Source organism: Aminiphilus circumscriptus DSM 16581, assembly GCF_000526375.1.
GTDB lineage: Bacteria > Synergistota > Synergistia > Synergistales > Aminiphilaceae > Aminiphilus > Aminiphilus circumscriptus.
The window spans coordinates 1,005,363-1,023,183 of the sequence record NZ_JAFY01000007.1 but is presented as its reverse complement, the minus strand read 5'-3'; the positions used below and the strand labels follow the sequence as shown (position 1 = coordinate 1,023,183).

The 17,821-nt window shown below is 59.1% G+C and carries 10 protein-coding genes, 1 tRNA gene and 3 rRNA genes; 10 read left to right on the top strand and 4 right to left on the bottom strand.

The window, feature by feature from the left end; all coding sequences use genetic code 11:
- The 4 genes from K349_RS0115780 to K349_RS0115765 form a co-directional block, all read left to right on the top strand.
- Positions 1–1,369 (top strand): 16S ribosomal RNA (locus K349_RS0115780); the annotation flags it as partial.
- 91 nt (positions 1,370–1,460) lie between these two features.
- A 23S ribosomal RNA gene (locus K349_RS0115775) occupies positions 1,461–4,435 on the top strand.
- A 49-nt stretch (positions 4,436–4,484) separates the two neighbouring features.
- Positions 4,485–4,600 (top strand): 5S ribosomal RNA (gene rrf, locus K349_RS0115770).
- A gap of 17 nt (positions 4,601–4,617) precedes the next feature.
- Positions 4,618–4,694: transfer RNA gene (locus K349_RS0115765), tRNA-Ile, on the top strand.
- 453 nt (positions 4,695–5,147) lie between these two features.
- On the opposite strand, the gene K349_RS0115755 is transcribed toward K349_RS0115765, so the two are convergent.
- From K349_RS0115755 to nuoE, 3 genes are read right to left on the bottom strand one after another with little or no spacing between them, the layout of a single operon-like run.
- Entirely contained in the window at positions 5,148–8,519 is a 3,372-nt protein-coding gene (locus K349_RS0115755) for an FAD-dependent oxidoreductase (RefSeq protein ID WP_029166697.1), read from the bottom strand.
- Between the two features lie 16 nt (positions 8,520–8,535).
- Entirely contained in the window at positions 8,536–10,305 is a 1,770-nt protein-coding gene (locus tag K349_RS0115750) for an NADH-quinone oxidoreductase subunit NuoF (RefSeq protein ID WP_029166696.1), read from the bottom strand.
- A 21-nt stretch (positions 10,306–10,326) separates the two neighbouring features.
- A complete protein-coding gene (gene nuoE / locus K349_RS0115745; RefSeq protein ID WP_029166695.1) occupies positions 10,327–10,815 on the bottom strand; it encodes an NADH-quinone oxidoreductase subunit NuoE in 489 nt (162 codons plus the stop codon).
- A gap of 305 nt (positions 10,816–11,120) precedes the next feature.
- On the opposite strand from nuoE, the gene K349_RS0115735 reads away from it, so the two are divergent.
- The 6 genes from K349_RS0115735 to K349_RS0115710 all read left to right on the top strand — a co-directional run bounded on the left by K349_RS0115735 (position 11,121) and on the right by K349_RS0115710 (position 15,874).
- The gene (locus tag K349_RS0115735) at positions 11,121–11,366 is read left to right on the top strand and encodes a glutaredoxin domain-containing protein (RefSeq protein ID WP_029166693.1); all 246 of its coding nucleotides are present in this window, start codon (positions 11,121–11,123) and stop codon (positions 11,364–11,366) included.
- A gap of 32 nt (positions 11,367–11,398) precedes the next feature.
- Complete coding sequence (locus K349_RS17525; RefSeq protein ID WP_029166692.1) at positions 11,399–11,776, top strand: dihydroneopterin aldolase; 378 nt, start codon at positions 11,399–11,401, stop codon at positions 11,774–11,776.
- Positions 11,777–11,791: 15 nt separating this feature from the next.
- On the top strand, positions 11,792–13,159 hold the full coding sequence (locus K349_RS0115725; protein ID WP_029166691.1) for a hypothetical protein: 1,368 nt from the start codon (positions 11,792–11,794) through the stop codon (positions 13,157–13,159).
- Between the two features lie 85 nt (positions 13,160–13,244).
- A complete protein-coding gene (glsA, locus tag K349_RS0115720; protein ID WP_029166690.1) occupies positions 13,245–14,162 on the top strand; it encodes a glutaminase A in 918 nt (305 codons plus the stop codon).
- Positions 14,163–14,180: 18 nt separating this feature from the next.
- The gene (locus K349_RS0115715; RefSeq protein WP_029166689.1) at positions 14,181–14,918 is read left to right on the top strand and encodes an ABC transporter ATP-binding protein; all 738 of its coding nucleotides are present in this window, start codon (positions 14,181–14,183) and stop codon (positions 14,916–14,918) included.
- Between the two features lie 2 nt (positions 14,919–14,920).
- Complete coding sequence (locus K349_RS0115710) at positions 14,921–15,874, top strand: SufB/SufD family protein (protein WP_029166688.1); 954 nt, start codon at positions 14,921–14,923, stop codon at positions 15,872–15,874.
- A gap of 56 nt (positions 15,875–15,930) precedes the next feature.
- Here the strand turns inward: K349_RS0115710 and K349_RS0115705 are convergent, their stop codons facing one another.
- On the bottom strand, positions 15,931–17,703 hold the full coding sequence (locus tag K349_RS0115705; protein ID WP_029166687.1) for a PEP/pyruvate-binding domain-containing protein: 1,773 nt from the start codon (positions 17,701–17,703) through the stop codon (positions 15,931–15,933).
- Between the last annotated feature and the right edge of the window lie 118 nt (positions 17,704–17,821).

Here is a 17,821-nt window from a genome sequence, read left to right as displayed (position 1 = left end):
GACCCCATAAGCCGAGAGGTGAAAGGGAGCGATCCGCTTCCGGAGGGACTCGCGGGCTATCAGCTGGTTGGTGGGGTAACGGCCTACCAAGGCGAAGACGGCAAGCCGGCCTGAGAGGGGCGACCGGCCACACTGGAACTGAGATACGGTCCAGACTCCTACGGGAGGCAGCCAGTGGGGAAATATTGGGCAATGGGGGGCAACCCTGACCCAGCGACGCCGCGTGGGAGGAAGAAGTCCCTCGGGATGTAAACCTCCTGTTGTGTGGGAAGAAGCGAGTGACGGTACCACACGAGGAAGCCCCGGCAAAACTAACGTGCCAGCAGCCGCGGTAATACGTAGGGGGCGAGCGTTGTCCGGAATCACTGGGCCGTAAAGGGCACCGCAGGCGGACCGACAGGTCGTTTGTGAAAGGCGAGGGCTCAACCCTTGTTTGCGGACGAAACCGTCGGACTGGAGTACCGGAGAGGGAAGTGGAATTCCCGGTGTAAGCGGTGAAATGCGTAGATATCGGGAGGAACACCAGCTGGCGAAGGCGGCTTCCTGGCCGGATACTGACGCTCAAGTGCGAAAGCTGGGGGGAGCGAACGGGATTAGATACCCGGTAGTCCCAGCCGTAAACGATGAATGCTAGTGTGGGTGCCGTCGGGCATCCGTGCCGGAGTTAACGCGATAAGCATTCCGCCTGGGGGAGTACGGTCGCAAGACTGAAACTCAAAGGAATTGACGGGGGCCCGCCACAAGCGGTGGAGCACGTGGTTTAATTCGATGCAAACCGAAGAACCTTACCTGGGTTTGACATGCACGTAGTACGGAACTGAAAGGTGAAGGACCCTCATTTCGGTGAGGGAGCGTGCCACAGGTGCTGCATGGCTGTCGTCAGCTCGTGTCGTGAGATGTTGGGTTAAGTCCCGCAACGAGCGCAACCCCTGCGCCGAGTTGCCAACGCTACGGGCGGGAACTCTCGGCGGACTGCCGGCGACAAGCGGAGGAAGGTGGGGATGACGTCAAAGTCATCATGGCCCTTATGTCAGGGCGACACACGTGCTACAATGGGCGGCACAACGGGAAGCGAAGGGGCGACCCCTGAGCGGATCCTAAGAAAGCCGTTCCCAGTTCGGATTGGAGTCTGCAAACCCGACTCCATGAAGCTGGGAATCGCTAGTAATCGCGGATCAGCCAAGCCCGCGGTGAATACGTTCCCGGGCCTTGTACACACCGCCCGTCACACCACCCGAGTCGGGTGCACCCGAAGCCGGTGGCCTAACCTTTTTTTAAGGGAAGGAGCCGTCGAAGGTGTTGTCTGGTGAGGGGGGTGAAGTCGTAACAAGGTAGCCGTACCGGAAGGTGCGGCTGGATCACCTCCTTTCTAAGGAGCCCCGTATGCACTCTCTGCGCCTTCGGACTTGTAGGGTATAAGAGAACCCGAAGCATCTTGGACAACCGTAGCAGCAGCAAGAGGGAGAGGTATTCAAGGGCACGCGGGGGGATGCCTTGGCGCTTATGGCCGAAGAAGGGCGTGGCAAGCTGCGAAAAGCCGCGGGGAGGAGCAAGCATCCCGAGAACCGCGGATACCCGAATGGGGCAACCCGCCTCGTAGAAGACGAGGCGCTCGCAAGAGGCGGCAAACCCGGTGAAGTGAAACATCTCAGTAACCGGAGGAGAAGAAATCGAAGAGATGCCCGAGTAGTGGTGAGCGAAACGGGCCAGAGCCTAAACCGAGTACGTGCCAAGCCTGCGGGCGTTGCGTAGTCGGGGTCGAGGGACCGAATGCGAAGATGCCGCAGCGTCTTCCCGAAGTGAGCAAGTTCGTTTCTAGCCGAAAGGTGTTGGGAAAGCCTGCCGCAGAGAGTGAAAGCCTCGTAGGCGAAAGGAACGGACCTTCGGAAGTCGGATCCCGAGTAGGGCGGAGCACGTGAAATTCCGTCTGAATCAGGGGGGCCCATCCTCCAAGGCTAAATACCATAAGCGACCGATAGTGGAGCAGTACCGAGAGGGAAAGGTGAAAAGCACCCCTGGCGGGGAGTGAAAGAGACCTGAAACCGCGTGCCTACAAGCAATCGGAGCGGCGCAAGCCGTGACGGTGTGCCTCTTGGAAAATGAGCCGGCGAGTTTTTTTTCGTGGCGAGGTTAAGGACTAGGAGGTCCGGAGCCGCAGGGAAACCGAGTCCGAAGAGGGCGTAGAGTCGCGAGGAAAAGACCCGAAGCCCGACGATCTATCCATGGCCAGGTTGAAGATCGGGTAAAACCGATTGGAGGACCGAACCGGTGCCTGTTGAAAAAGTCTCGGATGAGCTGTGGATAGGAGTGAAAAGCTAATCGAGTCGGGTGATAGCTGGTTCTCCCCGAAATGCATTGAGGTGCAGCCTCATGGGCAGAAGGTCACGGGGGTAGAGCACCGGATGGGTGCGGGGGTCGCAGGACCTACCAAATCCAACTGAACTCCGAATACCGTAGACCGGATCCATGGGAGTGAGACTGCGGGTGAGAAGGTCCGTAGTCGAGAGGGAAACAACCCAGACCGACAGCTAAGGCCCCGAATGGCAAGCTAAGTGTGACAAGGATGTGGTGACGCCCAGACAGCCAGGAGGTTGGCTTAGAAGCAGCCATCCTTGAAAGAGTGCGTAATAGCTCACTGGTCGAGCGTTGCCGCGCCGAAAATGTGGGGGGCTAAGCTTGCAGCCGAAGCTTCGGATCGAGATCGGAAGATCTTGGTAGTAGGGGAGCGTTCCGTATGGGGAGAAGTCGAGTCGTGAGGCTTGGTGGACCGTACGGAAGCGAGAATGCCGGCATGAGTAGCGCGAAACATGTGAGAATCATGTTCACCGGAAGCCCAAGGATTCCTGGGGAAGGTTGATCCGCCCAGGGTTAGGCGGGACCTAAGCCGAGGCCGAAAGGCGTAGGCGATGGCCAGCAGGTAGACATTCCTGCCCCGTTTGGTGGCCGTTATTACCGAAGCGGTGACGCAGCAGGCTAGGTGTGCCGGGTGATGGACGTCCCGGTGCAAAGGCGTAGGGAGGATTCGTAGGCAAATCCGCGAGTCCATAATCCTGAGACCTGACGCGGAGCTTCCACGGAAGCGAAGACATTGACGCCCCACTGCCGAGAAAAGCCGCTAGGGAGGACATCGAGCGCCCGTACTGTAAACCGACGCAGGTGGGCTGGCTGAGCAGGCTAAGGTGAACGGGAAAACCCTCGTTAAGGAACTCTGCAAGTTAACCCCGTAACTTCGGGAGAAGGGGTGCCACCCTGGTGAAGAAAAGACTTTTGGAGCTGAGGGTGGCCGCAGAACCCAGGCCCAGGCGACTGTTTACTAAAAACACAGGTCTCTGCATAAGCCGTAAGGCGACGTATAGGGACTGACGCCTGCCCGGTGCTGGAAGGTTAAGGGGAGAGGTCAGCGCAAGCGAAGCTTTGAACCGAAGCCCCAGTAAACGGCGGCCGTAACTATAACGGTCCTAAGGTAGCGAAATTCCTTGTCGGGTAAGTTCCGACCTGCACGAAAGGCGTAACGATCTGGGCGCTGTCTCGACGAGGGACCCGGCGAAATTGTGGTACTGGTAAAGACGCCAGTTACCCGTGGTGGGACGGAAAGACCCCGTGGAGCTTTACTGTAGCCTGATATTGGATTTCGGTAGATCATGCACAGGATAGGTGGGAGGCATTGAAGCGAGGACTTCGGTTTTCGTGGAGCCGACGTTGGGATACCACCCTTGATGTGCTGGGATTCTAACGGCGTCGCGTGAATCCGCGCGCCGGACAGTGTCAGGTGGGCAGTTTGACTGGGGCGGTCGCCTCCCAAAGAGTAACGGAGGCGCGCGAAGGTTACCTCAGGGCGAATGGAAATCGCCCGTTGAGCGCAAGGGTATAAGGTAGCCTGACTGTGAGAGAGACATCTCGAGCAGGAGCGAAAGCTGGTCCTAGTGATCCGGCGGTGCTGTGTGGAAAGGCCGTCGCTCATCGGATAAAAGCTACCCCGGGGATAACAGGCTGATCTCCCCCGAGAGTTCCCATCGACGGGGAGGTTTGGCACCTCGATGTCGGCTCGTCGCATCCTGGGGCTGAAGCAGGTCCCAAGGGTTGGTCTGTTCGCCCATTAAAGCGGTACGTGAGCTGGGTTTAGAACGTCGTGAGACAGTTCGGTCCCTATCCACCATGGGCGTAGGGAATTTGAGGGGAGCTGCTCCTAGTACGAGAGGACCGGAGTGGACGCACCGCTAGTGTACCGGTTGTGGCGCCAGCTGCATAAGCCGGGTAGCCATGTGCGGAAGGGATAACCGCTGAAGGCATCTAAGCGGGAAGCCCACCCCAAGATGAGATTCCCCACTGGAGAGCCAGGTAAGGCGGCCTGAAGACGACAGGGTAGATAGGCCGGAGATGTAAGCGGTGAGAGCCGTTGAGTCGACCGGTACTAATCCGCCGAGGCCTCTTCCTCTTGAAATGCTGCGCAGGTTGTTGAGATGTTTCGGGTGCAAGAATTGGTTTCTGGTGGTCATGGCGGAGGGGACACACCCGGCTCCATGCCGAACCCGGAAGTTAAGCCTTCCAGCGCCGATGGTACTGCGGGGGGTACCCGTGGGAGAGTAGGTCACTGCCAGAAACCTAATTTTGAGTGGAGGGCCGGTAGCTCAGGTGGCTAGAGCACACGGCTGATAACCGTGAGGTCAGTGGTTCGAATCCACTCCGGCCCACCAGATTTGGTTGCCTTCGGAGCTGTCTCCGAAGGCAATTTTTTTTAATTTCCCTCCGCTAGGTGGCTTGCGCCGTCTGTCCATTTCTTGAATTATATGCTGTTTGGAGAGAGCGACACTGTGCAATCGCAAAACCCCATCTATTCATGAGGCGAATAACGTGCAATATCTTTGGTAGTGTCACGTATCTTTCGCAAAATGGAGAGGAGTGACTCTTTCCAAAACAGGAAGCAACTAGATGGGGGCACGGTCCGGTCCGATGGAAAGGCACCACTGCTGGCGTAGAACAGAGAGAGGTCGTTTCAGAAGAGGGAAGGCAGGAAGGGACGGCTGCTTTTGGCCGCCCCTTCCTGCCTTCCCTCTTTCTTGCGCCCGAATCTCTTCGCCACCTTCAGCAATGGTCTCCGGGACGGTTGGACATATTCGAGGGAGAAAACGCCTTCTTCCTGAGATGGATCACGAGGTGGAACGGCATGCTGCCGCGGGAGAAGCGGCAAGCTCCTTGTCTAGGCGCCGTGCAAGGGTCGTCAGAATCCATGTCAAGGGAAGTGCCTCTCCCGGGGAGAAAATCCCGCGGGTCTGTCGTACGGAAAGACCCGAAAGCGTGGTGACGGTGCCCTCCCGTTCTGTCCAATGTGCAAGGGGAAGCACGTGGGTGGCTTCTGCGAGGCTGGCGCTGTCGTGTGTGACTGCAAGTGCGAGGAGATCTGTCTTCGCGAGTTCCTTTGGTGAGAGTTCCGCTTCGTCGAGAGTTGTTCCGACGAACAGAAGTTGTTTCATCTCTCCCCTGGCGAGAGCGGCTTTGATCTCCGCCACGGAGACGGCGCCGGGGGCGTAGGTCAGAGCTGCGTGGACGTTCGTCCTTTCGTTGAGGAAGAGGTACCGTTTTTGTTCCAGTTTATGCAGCAGTGCGAGAAGACCTGCGAGACATGCCTCGACTCCGTAGGCGTTCTCTCCGATGAGGGTGACCAGGGATTTGCCTTCGGCAAGGATACGGGCCGCGTGCTCGAGAGTTTCCACCGAAACTCCCGTAAGCGCTGCGGTTTTTCCCGGTGTGGCGTCGTCGAGATCGCTTCCCGGTGTTTCACCTTTCGCGACGAGAAGCGCCCGAAGAAGTCCCTTGAAAAGCGCATCCGTTCGTTTTTCCCTCGGTGTCATCCGAAGAGCCTCACCTTTGAGAAGGGTGTTTTCACCGTTTCCCACCACGAGAACGCGGGCGTTCCTTTTTCTCTGGGCAAGGCGGATCCAGGAGGTGAAAACGGGATGGGTGAATTCCGTATCGGTTTCGACAAGAAGATAGGTGTCCGCGTTGCGGATCTCGTCGTAGGACGCGAGAGAGAATGCGTCAGGAATGGTCTTGGTTTGCATCTGTGCCGAGCGAAGTGCGTCGGCGCCGACAACGCCGAGGACGGTTCCGGGAAGCGCCTCCGCGGCAAAGCGATCGAGAAGACGATATTCTTCGTTGGAAAGATCGCCTCCGACGAGGATCGCTGTTTTTTCTCCGGCTTCCGCACCCTTGCGAAGCCTGGATGCCAGGTCGTCCAGAAGCGCTCCCCACGGTACAGGAGTTCCCCGAAGCATGGGCTCCTCGACACGGTTCGTCCAGTGACGTTCGAGATCGAAGCGTCCCTGGGCACAGCTGTTTCCGAAAGTGTGGGAAAGCGGATTGTCCAGGTCGGTGGTGACGCGGACGACCCTGCTCTGCGCTGCGTCGAGGTTCAGCGTGATGTCACACGCCACGGGACAGGCGCCGCAGGCGGTGGGGACGAGCCGAGGCTTTTCCGAGTGGGGTTTTCTGGGGGCTCGTTTTTCAAGCAACGCACCCACTGGGCAGAGTTGGACGCAGAGCCCGCAGGACGTACAGGCCGAGGTGTCCACGCTTTTCCAGTATTCCGTGTCGATGCTTCCCTCGAAGCCTCGGCGGGTGAAGTCGATGGCGTGGAAGCCCGCGATCTCGTCGCAGGTGCGGACACAACGCCCACAGAGAATGCACTTGTCCATGTTGCGCACGTAGTAGGTGTTGACCTCTTCTTCCTTGGAGATGTGCTCCCCGGCGACGCGGCCTGGCTGGACTTCGTAGTCGATGCCGTATTGCCGGAGCTTGCACTCGAAGAGATCGGGACAGCCGCATTCCATGCAGCGGGCAGCATCCCGAAAGAGTTGTTCCTCTGTGAGGCCGTGATTGTACTCCTCATAGGGGGTCTGGAGGCGGACGGCCGCTTCGTCATGACGGGCGTGTTCCCTGGGTGCTCTTGTCACGTGGGCGAAATCCGCCGTCGTCAGATCCGTTCTGACCACGTCGTATTCGAAGGGTCGTTTTGCCTTGCCAGTGGTAAGAGAGGCATGCACCGATTCCGCCGCCCAGTGGCCGTTGCCGATGGCGGCGATGGCGATGTCTGGACCGTGCTGCAGGTCGCCGCAGACGAAGACTCCAGGAAGGGGTGTGGCGTAATCCTCGTTGGAGATGATACCCCTTCCGTCGTGGATGTTCTTCGGCAGGGATGCAAGATCGGGAGCCTGGCCGATGGCAGCGATGACCGTATCCACCTCCAGGGTGAAGGTGTCGCCGGTGGGGACGGGACGCCTTCGCCCCGATGCATCGGGCTCCCCAAGGATCATGCGCTCGCAGAGGAGGCGTTCCACTTTGCCAGCTCCCTCCACAGCCGTTGGTGCCGCGAGGAAGAGGAATTCCACGCCTTCCTCCATGGCTTCCGCGATTTCCGTCTCCTCCGCAGGCATTTCATCCCTGGTTCGTCGGTAGACCACATAGACCTTGTCCGCTCCGGAGCGTTTCGCGCAGCGGGAGGCATCCATGGCGGTGTTACCGCCGCCCACCACGGCTACCCGCTTGCCCACCTGGACTGGTTTTCCCGTGTTGACGGAGTAGAGGAAATCGATGCCGCCAAGTACACCCGGCAGCTTCTCGCCGGGGCAGCGCAGAGGTGAGGAACGCCAACACCCCATGGCGAGGACCACCGCATCGTGTTCGTCCCGGAGTTGTTCCAGGGTGATGTCCTTGCCGAGTGCCGTCTCGGTCCTCGCCTCGACACCGTGCGCGAGAATCCAGTTGATTTCCGCCTGTAAAATGTCCTGGGGCAGGCGATAATCGGGGATGCCATAGCGCATCATTCCCCCGAGGAGCGGTTCCTTGTCAAAGATGGTCACCGCATATCCCTTGAGGCGCAGGAAATAGGCCGCGGAAAGTCCCGCAGGTCCGCCGCCAACGACGGCCACGGAACGTCCGTTCTCCTCGATGGAGGGAATGCCGCCGAGATCCCCCTCGGCGAGGCAGGAGTCCGCCACGAAGCGCTTGATCTCCCTGATTGAAACGGGTTCCTCGTCCACGAGGTTTCGTCGGCATTTCTCCTGGCAGGGAGCGGGGCAAACCCGGCCGATGGAGGCAGGAAGCGTGACGTTCCTGTGAAGGACCTCCAGGGATTCCGCGTATTTCCCCTGGGCGGCGAGGTTGACGTAGGCCTGGACATCACCTCTTGCAGGGCAGGCGAGTGCGCAAGGGGGGCGACAGTCTCCCACGTGGTCCGAAAAGAGGAGTTCCAGCCCGAGCTTGCGTGCCTTGCGGACCCGGTCTGTGTCGGTCCGGACGACCATGTTGGGGGTAATGGTGGTGGCGCAGGCTCGAGAAAGCGCCCGCGCGCCCTGGATGTCCACGAGGCAGATGGAGCAGCCTCCGTGGAGAGAAAGATGAGGATCGTAACAAAGTGTGGGAATTTCGATACCGCACTCCGCGCAGAGATCCAAAAGACGCTGTCCCGGCTTTCCGTAGACGTCGCGTCCGTTGAGGATGACTTTTACAGTTCGTTCGCTCATGACTGCACGAACCTCCTTATTCCACGGTAATGGCTTTGACGGGACAGGCGCTGATGCACTGGCCGCACCGGACGCAGGTCTCGTCGTCAATTACATGGGGCTGCTTCACCGAGCCACTGATGGCCTTTACGGGACAGATGCGGGCACATTTGGTGCATCCGATGCATGTAGTGGGGTTGATGGTGTAGTGGATGAGAGACGTGCAGGCCTTGGCGGGGCACTTTCTGTCGAGGATGTGCGTCTCGTATTCGGTTCGGAAATATTTCAGCGTGGTGAGGACCGGGTTCGGCGCGGTTTGGCCGAGCCCGCAGAGGGAACCGTCCTTGATCTGGGCGCAGAGTTCCTCCAGCAGGTCCAGATCTTCCATTTTCCCCTCGCCTTTGCTGATGCGTTCCAGAATCTCGAGCATGCGCTTCGTTCCGATGCGGCAGAAGGGGCACTTGCCGCAGGATTCCCGCTGGGTGAAGGAAAGAAAGAATTTCGCCACGTCCACCACGCAGGTCGATTCGTCCATGACGATCATGCCACCGGAGCCCATGATGGCCCCCGTCGCATTGATGGATTCGTAATCGACCGGCGTGTCGAGCAGCGCCGCGGGAATGCATCCTCCGGAGGGTCCTCCCATCTGTACGGCCTTGAAGGATTTCCCCCCGGGAATACCGCCTCCCACGTCGAAGATAACCTCCCGGAGCGGCATGCCCATGGGAACTTCCACCAAGCCGCCCTTGGCGATCTTTCCGGCCAGGGCAAAGACCTTTGTTCCGCGGCTCTTGCCGATGCCGTGGCGATTGAAGGCGCCGGCTCCGTTCTGGATGATCCAGGCGACGTTCGCGAGCGTCTCCACGTTGTTGATGTTCGTCGGTTTTCCCCAGACGCCGCTCTGGGCGGGGAAGGGAGGTCTCGGGCGCGGTGTGCCGCGCTTGCCCTCGATGGAGGCGATGAGGGCCGTTTCCTCGCCGCAGACGAAGGCTCCCGCGCCTTCCTTGATGTACATGTCGAAAGAGAAGTCTTTCCCGAGGATACGCTCGCCGAGGAAGCCTCGCTCCCGAGCCTGCTCGAGGGCGATGTTCAAATGCTTGATCGCCAGAGGATATTCGGCGCGACAGTAGATGATTCCGTGGGTCGCTCCGATGGCGTAGGCGCAAATGGCCATTCCCTCGAGAACGCTGTGAGGGTCACTTTCCAGTACCGACCGGTCCATGAAGGCACCGGGGTCTCCCTCGTCGGCGTTGCAGACCACGTATTTGTCACTGCCCTGAGCAGCTCGGGCGAATTTCCACTTGAGTCCCGTGGGAAAACCGGCGCCGCCCCGTCCCCGGAGACCGCTGTCGAGGATCTCCTGGATCACCTGTTCCGGGGCCATGCTGTCGAGGACTTTCTTGAGCGCTTCGTACCCTCCGGCTGCGATATATTCGTCGATCTTCTCGGGGTCGATACGTCCGCAGTTCCGAAGGACGACCCTGACCTGCTTCTCCACCATGGTATTTTCGGGGGCTGCTTCGCTCGTGGAGAAGATCAGTCCCTCGGTAAGGACTTTCCCCTGGTCCACATGGTCTTGCACGATCTGCTCCGCGAATTCCGGAGTCACCTTTCCATAGAGGGAACGCACACCCTCCCGCTCGATTTCCACGAGCGGTTCGGAAAAACAGAGCCCAACGCAGCCGACCTGCTTGAGGACGACATCGTTCCTTCCGTCGAGCAGGGCAGAGAGCTTGTCAAAGACGGGACGGGCTCCCGCAGCGACGCCGCAGCTCGCCATACCCACCTTCACGATGGTCTTCGTCATGATTCGATATCCTCCTCTGTCCTAGGACTTGGCCCGATAGGTTTCGAGAACGTCCACGGCCTTCTCCGGCGTAAGGCGTCCGTGCACTTCATTCCCGACCATCATGACGGGCGCGAGGCTGCAGCAGCCGAGACACGCGACGAACTGGAGCGTGAACAGCCCGTCCTCGGTGGTTTCACCCTCTTTGACGTGAAGATACCGCTGGAGCTGTTCGCCGATAAGGAGCGAACCTTGGACGTGACATGCCGTTCCACGGCAGAGACGGACCACGTAGCGTCCCTCCGGCTGAAGACGGAACATGGCGTAAAAAGTTGCGACGCCGAACAATTCCGCTGCGGGAATATCGAGTTTCGCCGAGGCGTAGCGGATCGCCTCTTCAGGAAGATATCCGAGTTCCTTCTGGATCTCCGCAAGCAACGGGATGGTATTGCCCCGTTTCCCCCTGTGCCGCTCCACGATGGGATCGAGCCGCGCAGCAGTGCCTGCTTCCACTGATGCTGCCGTCGTCATACAAGTCCCTCCCTGTGTTTTGTGCTATACTTCAAAAAAGCGGGTGCACGGCGTGCCAACTGAGAAAGCGCACACTGCACCGAAGCCCATTATAGACAAGAAACGGTCATTCTCGCACAGTCTGGGAAAGACATTCTTCTCATGTGATGTGGAGGAAGATCTTTCTCTTTTGGGTGAATTTCGGAAAAAATAGGTTTTTGCTGTGAACGCAGTGCTTTTCGACGGCCCGCGCGCCCATTCCTTCGGAGAGATCCGCTGTTCCGGACGGAGCACGGACGTGAACGACCTGAGAGGAGGAACCCGGAGTGTCCGTGAAAGTGTATTCCACTCCAACGTGCCCCTGGTGTACGAAAGTGAAGGAATTTCTCCAGTCCAACGGCGTCGCCTACGAGGACATCGATGTCAGCAAGGATCGGGAGGCGGCCATGGAGATGGTGAAAAACACCAAGCAGATGGGTGTTCCCGTGACGGTCATAGGGGACCGTTATATTGTCGGGTTTGACAAGGATTCGCTCCTGGAGGCTCTTCGGGGCGCGGGATTGCTCGCCTGACCGAGGTCCGACAGCAAAGGAGAGTGATGAGCGTGCTTTGTACGTTGAAACTCGATGGAATGCGTTTTCATGCATTTCACGGCTCGCTCGAAGTGGAGCGGGAGCTGGGGCAGGTGCTGGAAGTTTCGCTGTGCATCAGCTACGATGTCCCTCTGGCGGACCTGGGAAAGCCGGACAGCGTCTATGCCTACGCGGAAATCTACGAGACGGTCCAGAAGGTGGTCATGGGAACAAAGTTCGAGACGATGGAAGGACTGACGTTCGCCATCGCGAAGAAACTCCTCGACGAGTACGCGGAGACGGAAATGGTGGAGACTTCGGTGAAGCGGGGGCAGCTCTATGTGCCGGGTGTCCTTTCCTCCTCCGAGGTAACGCTCATGGTGACGCGGGAGGATCTCCTCGAAGAATAGGAACGGGGTGAGACCATGGATGACGAACGGCTCTTGCACCTCGCCTACGGTTCGGCCTATGCACGGTGGAGGGATGCCTTTGACGGAATGGAATCCGCCTGTGTTGCGACGGAAGCGCGTCTGCGCGAAGGCGCGGAGAGAGAGGAATCCGGTTTTGGCTGGCTCCGCCTTCCCTATGCGGACCAGGCGGAGCGCCGTGACGCTTCGCGATGGCTTGCGTCCTTCGAAGCGGTGGTACAGATCGGTATCGGCGGATCCGCTCTGGGGACGTTCATGTTGGCGGGAGCACTTCTGCATCCGTTCCATAACGAGTTGCCGCGGGAGAAAAGAGGAGGGCCTCGCCTTTATGTGGCGGACAATGTGGATCCCGGAGGACTTCAGGCCATCTGGGACGTGATTGATCCGGCCGAGACGGCGTTCGTCGTCGCCAGCAAGTCCGGGAGCACCGCGGAGACCATGGCGAATTTCCTGTGGTTCTACGAGCGCCTGCGGAATCGACTGGGCGAGGAGGCTGCGCTGGCACGGATTCTGGTGCTCACGGATCCCGAAAAGGGGACGCTCCGTTCCTTTGTGGCGGAAACACGCTGTCGGGCTCTTCCGGTGCCTCCCTCCGTGGGAGGACGTTTTTCCGTGCTCTCCTGCGTCGGGCTTGCCGCTGCGGAGGCGGTGGGCATCGATACGGAATCTCTTCTCGCGGGGGCGCGGGCTATGGATGCCCGCATTGTCGGTGCCTCTGGCCTCACCGACAACCCGTCGTGGATTTTGGCGGCACTGTACGTGCTTGCCTTTCGGAACGGACGAAATATGGCGGTTTTCATGCCCTACGCGGACGGCCTGCGTGATTTTTCTGAATGGTTTGCGCAACTCTGGGGGGAAAGTTTGGGGAAGGCGAACCAGGGAAGCACTCCCGTGCGTGCTCTCGGTGCCATCGACCAGCACTCCCAGCTCCAGCTGTATATGTCCGGTCCGGACGACAAGCTGTACACGCTCGTCGATGTGGAGTGCCACCGTCCCGGACTTGCCATTCCCGCAGGAGATGCGAGGAGCCTTGCGCCTCTTGCGTACTTGGAGGGGAAGGATTTCGGGGAGATGCTCCGCATCGAGGCGAGGGCAACGGCGTCGGCTCTCATCAAGGCCGGGCGACCGCTTCTGTGGCTTCAGATCCCTGTGCTCGACGCCTATCGTCTTGGAGCTCTGATCTTTCTCTTCGAACATGTTACCGCCTGTTCCGGATTTCTCCTCGGCCTTGATCCCTTCGATCAACCGGGAGTGGAGCAGGGGAAGCGGTACATTTACGGCCTCATGGGACGGAACGGATTCGAGGGTGAGACAACCCAGGTGGAACGGTACGAAGCGATCATGACGTCCAGAGTGTGGATGTAGTGGCGGAAGAGGCGTGAAAAAAGGGATCGTCGCGGACCCTGGTCCGCCGCGGTCCCTTTTTCCTTGAGGGGAGTGGGGGTGTTCCATGCAGGAATTGTTGTGTCGCCTTGTGGCGGAGTGTCGCGACGCATGTTCCTCCGGCGGTGTCGCCTCATACATTCCGGAACTTGCAAAGGCAGATCCTCGCATGCTGGGTGTGTCTGTCCTCACGACAGAGAGAACGTTTTTCCAGGGGGGTGACGCCTCTTTTCCCTTCACCATGCAGTCCATTTCCAAATTGATCTCTTTGGCTCTCGCCATCGAGGAACTGGGAGAGGATCACGTTTTCGAGAGGGTCGGCATGGACCCCACGGCGGATCCCTTCAACTCCATCATGCGCCTCGAAATGGTGAGGCCTCATCGTCCTCAGAATCCGCTCATCAACGCGGGAGCACTGGTGATTCTCTCGCTGCTTCCCTACAGAGACAGCAAAACCCGGATTGCGGTGGTACTCGCTTGGGCGAGAAGACTCCTCGGAAACAACGCCATCACCGTGCACGAGCCCACCTATATTTCGGAAAAGAATACGAGCGACAGAAATCGCTCTCTCGCCTTCTTCCTCCGCAGTGTGGGGAGCCTGAAAGGAGACGTGGAGGATCTTCTGGACACCTATTTCCGCCAGTGCAGCATGTCGGTGACGACCAAGGAGCTGGCTTTTCTCGGAATGGTCCTCGCCCTGGACGGAATCGACCCCTTCTCGGGGGAGCGCCTGCTGCGCCGCGCCACGGCGCGCGTGCTCCGGGCATTGATGGCGACCTGTGGTCTCTACGACGGCTCCGGGGAGTTTGCCGTTCGGGTGGGCATCCCAGCGAAGAGCGGTGTTGGGGGTGGGATCGTCGCTGCGGTTCCCGGACGGATGGGTATCGGCGTATTCGGCCCGGCCCTTGACGGAAAGGGGAATTCCGTGGGAGGCATGGCAGTGCTCGAACACCTCTCGGCACGGGGGAATCTCAGGGTTCTTTAGGAAAGGAGGCGTCGGAAGATGGCGCATGCGTTGCTGTCCGTCGAGGATGTTTATGTCGAGAAGGATGGATCGCCGATTCTTCGGGGGGTGACGCTTCAGGTCCGCCCTGGGGAGATCGTCGGAGTTCTCGGCAGAAACGGTGCGGGAAAGTCGAGCCTGGCCTATGCCATCATGGGAATAGGGCGATATCGTCCCTCCAGGGGGCAGATCCGGTTCAACGGAGAGGACATTTTACCCCTTTCTGTGACGGATCGTGCCCGGAGGGGTATTTCCTTGGCTTGGCAGCATCCTGCCCGGTACGAAGGGATTTCCGTTCGGGATTATCTGCGTCTTTCCTCGCAGCGCGTCACCGAGGGAATGATGGAGGACGCGCTCTCCAGAGTGATGCTCGATCCTCCTTATCTGGATCGGATGGTGGACAAGAGTCTCTCCGGAGGTGAACGAAAGCGCATCGAACTCGCGTCCATCTTCCTGATGCATCCAAGGCTTTCGGTTCTGGACGAGCCTGATTCGGGAGTGGATCTCCTTGCACTTGGGGAGATCATGACGCTTTTCAGAACCCTTTCCGAGGGGGGGAACTCGGTGCTCATCATCACGCATCGGGAGGATGTCGCCGCAGCCTGCGACAGGTCCTACCTCATGTGTGGAGGGAGAATGATTCTCGAGGGGAGCGCCGAAGCGGTGAAGCGTTATTTCCTCTCGCAGTGTTCTCCCTGCACGGAGCTCGAACCCGAGATCGTGAAAGAGGTGTGTTGACCATGGCCTTCGATGCAGCGTCGGAATACGCCACGCTGGTTTCCATCGCGTCCGAGACGGGAGGACACGGGGCCTCCGTGGGGAGTGCCGACGCGGTTTATGTGGTGGTCCATGCGAACAAGATCCTCGCGTCCCATCCCCTGCCTGGGGTTACCATCGACGCAACGGAGAAAGAGGATGGCATCGAGGCCTTCATTGCCGTGGACGACGGAGTGGTTCTGTCGAAGCAGGTGCATCTCTGTTTTGGGCATCTCGGAACGGAGGGGCGGCAGGTTATCACGAGTCATGTCTCCATCGGTGCCCGGGCCAGGGCGACCTTCCTCGCCCATTGCATTTTCCCCAATGCGGTGGAGTTTCTTCACGCCATGGAGGGAGACATCGTCGTCGGAGAAGGGGCGGAGTTCGCCTACAACGAAGTCCATGTCCACGGCCCGGAGGGGCGGATCTCGGTGAAACCCGTCAGCCGGGTCGTGCTTCACGATCGGGCACTCTACCGGGGAGATTTTACCCTCGTAGAAGGACGTGTGGGCGATCTGGACATCCTCATCGACGTGGACGCCCGTGGCGAGGGAAGCCGGGTGGAACTCACCTCCAAGGTCTACGGCAAAAACGACGACCAGTGTCGTGTGCAGGATTTCGTCCGTCTCAACGGCGCGGGAAGTACCGCCCTGGTAAAGGCCAAGGTGGTGCTCCGGGACGCAAGCTCGGGGATGTTTCACGGCTTAGTGGAAGGAGCCGCCGCAGGTGCCCGGGGGCACGTGGACTGTACGGAAGTCATCCAGGGGGCGGCGAAGGCGGAGGCATCCCCAGTCGTGCGGGTAACGCACCCCGAGGCGGAAGTGACCCACGAGGCCGCCATCGGGAGAATAGCCGACGACAAGATAGAGGGGCTCATGGCCAAGGGGCTCGACGAAGCTCAGGCGGTGGACGTCATCGTCTCGGGGTTGCTTCGTTAGGGTTAAAAAAAGAAGAAGGAACGAGGGAGAAACGAAGCGACGGAGCCGGAGTGCCTTCAGGAGCGCTCCGGCTCGTTGCTTACGCCGGTTCCGTTATTGTCCGCCAGGATGACACCCTCGTTGCTCTCTCCGTTCATGTAGACGGAGAAATGCCCCTTGTAGATGCGGATGGCATCGTGGGGTCCCAGTTCGAAGGGCATACTGTCAAACCAGCTTTCGTCGAAGATGTTTCGCTTCTCTCCGTCGTAGACGGGCATGTAGAGGACGTTGTCCACTTCCAAGTCCGAGAAGAAATGAGTTCCGTAGGAGAGTTCCGGCATGTACCCCAGTTTGGGAATGCCGAGTTCGACAATACAGCAACAGTTCGTCAGTTCATGGTACTGCACGGGAACGCCCAGTTCAGGATTGCTCGATCCCACGCGCCCTGGCGCGACGAAGATAAACCGGCTTCCGGAAAGCTGCTGGTTCACTCTTCCCACACTCCTCGCCACGGCGAAGAAATTTTCCGCCACGGCATAGACCCGATGATCCACGTAGACGAGGTAGGGAACATCGGGGATGGCGCCGTTAGTGACCATACGGTCCGCCTTGAGGATGACCCGTCGATCCGGCGTTTCGGGAATGTCCGTGCAGGGCTCGCTCTGGGCCTGCCACAAGGGGCGGGACTGGAGGAGTTCGAGGTGGTCCTCCTCCGGTTCGTAGGCGAACTCCACGTCTGCGGGAACGCCCATGGCTTGCTCCAGGAGGGCGAGAGTTTTCTTCATGCGGCTGAAGAAACGAGGGTATTTCCGGGGGAATTCCTCGAAGGTGAGGCATATCTTCGAGAAGCCCTCGGAAAGCTCCGAAAGGGGGCAGAGCGCAAAAAACGTTCCTCCGTATGGGTCCGGGTGGTACACTTGGGCATAGATGCTCAGGTCCCTATGGAACGGATAAATCTGCTTCCAGCACTTCTTCACGTCCAGCGTGGTCAGGTCGTCGGGGTGTTCCCGATCCACGACCTGAAAGTGCTCTTGAGCGTGGCGCATGATCTTGTACGGATTCTGTCCTTCGGGACGTAGATTCGGATTCGTGAGCGAATAAGTTCTGGCGTATCCTCTTTTGGTGCTCATGGTGCCGAGACCGAAGACCAGGCGCACCACTCCGTCCTCAACGCGAAGGCGGGTGGACCAGCGCCGGAAATTCTTCGAGTAGGCCACGCCTCCCGTGGTGGGGTAGAAATAACGGCCACGCCATTTCCCGGCCATGCGCATGACGATGATCCCCATCGCGTCCTCTCCCAGTCCGTGTTTTTCCCGATAACTCACGGCTTTCTGAAAGAATGTTCGTGCGTAAATGCGCTTGATGCTGGTCGTGACGGCGTTCATCCGCACATCGAGATCGCTGGTGACGTTTCCGAAGAACGTGCTGAGATATTTTCCCGCGAAGGAGTGAATGACCGAATCCTCAAGAATGCTGCTGCTGCGAACCACGAGGGGATCCTCGACCTTCGCGAGAAAGGTACGGAGGGCGAGGATGGCCTGTTCGGGCAATGGTGTGGCGAGAAAAAGCTTTTCGGTCTCCTCCGGGTGGAGGAGCGCCATCGAAGGCGAAAAATCAGGGATCTGTCGGAGAAAATCATAGAACGTGTTCACGGAGAGAAACAGGGAACGGGGCAACGCAGTTCTTGCAAGCGCCTCGTCACCGCTGTTGCGGAGTGTGTGAATGGCATAGAGCAGAGAACGCCCTTTGCCTCCCACATGGCCCTCGCCGACAACGAGGGGGGCGAATTCCGGATCACTGAGGGGATCCCACGCGAAGTATCGTTTTGTTGTCTTTTCCGTGCTGCTCATGGCGTCGTCCTTTCAGAACCGTCGCTGATGCGCCCTGATGGAACCCTTACGCTTTTTCCATCGCGTTTCTCTTGATAAAGAAAGAACGTCGTGCCCGCGAAAAAGTCGAGTGGATGTT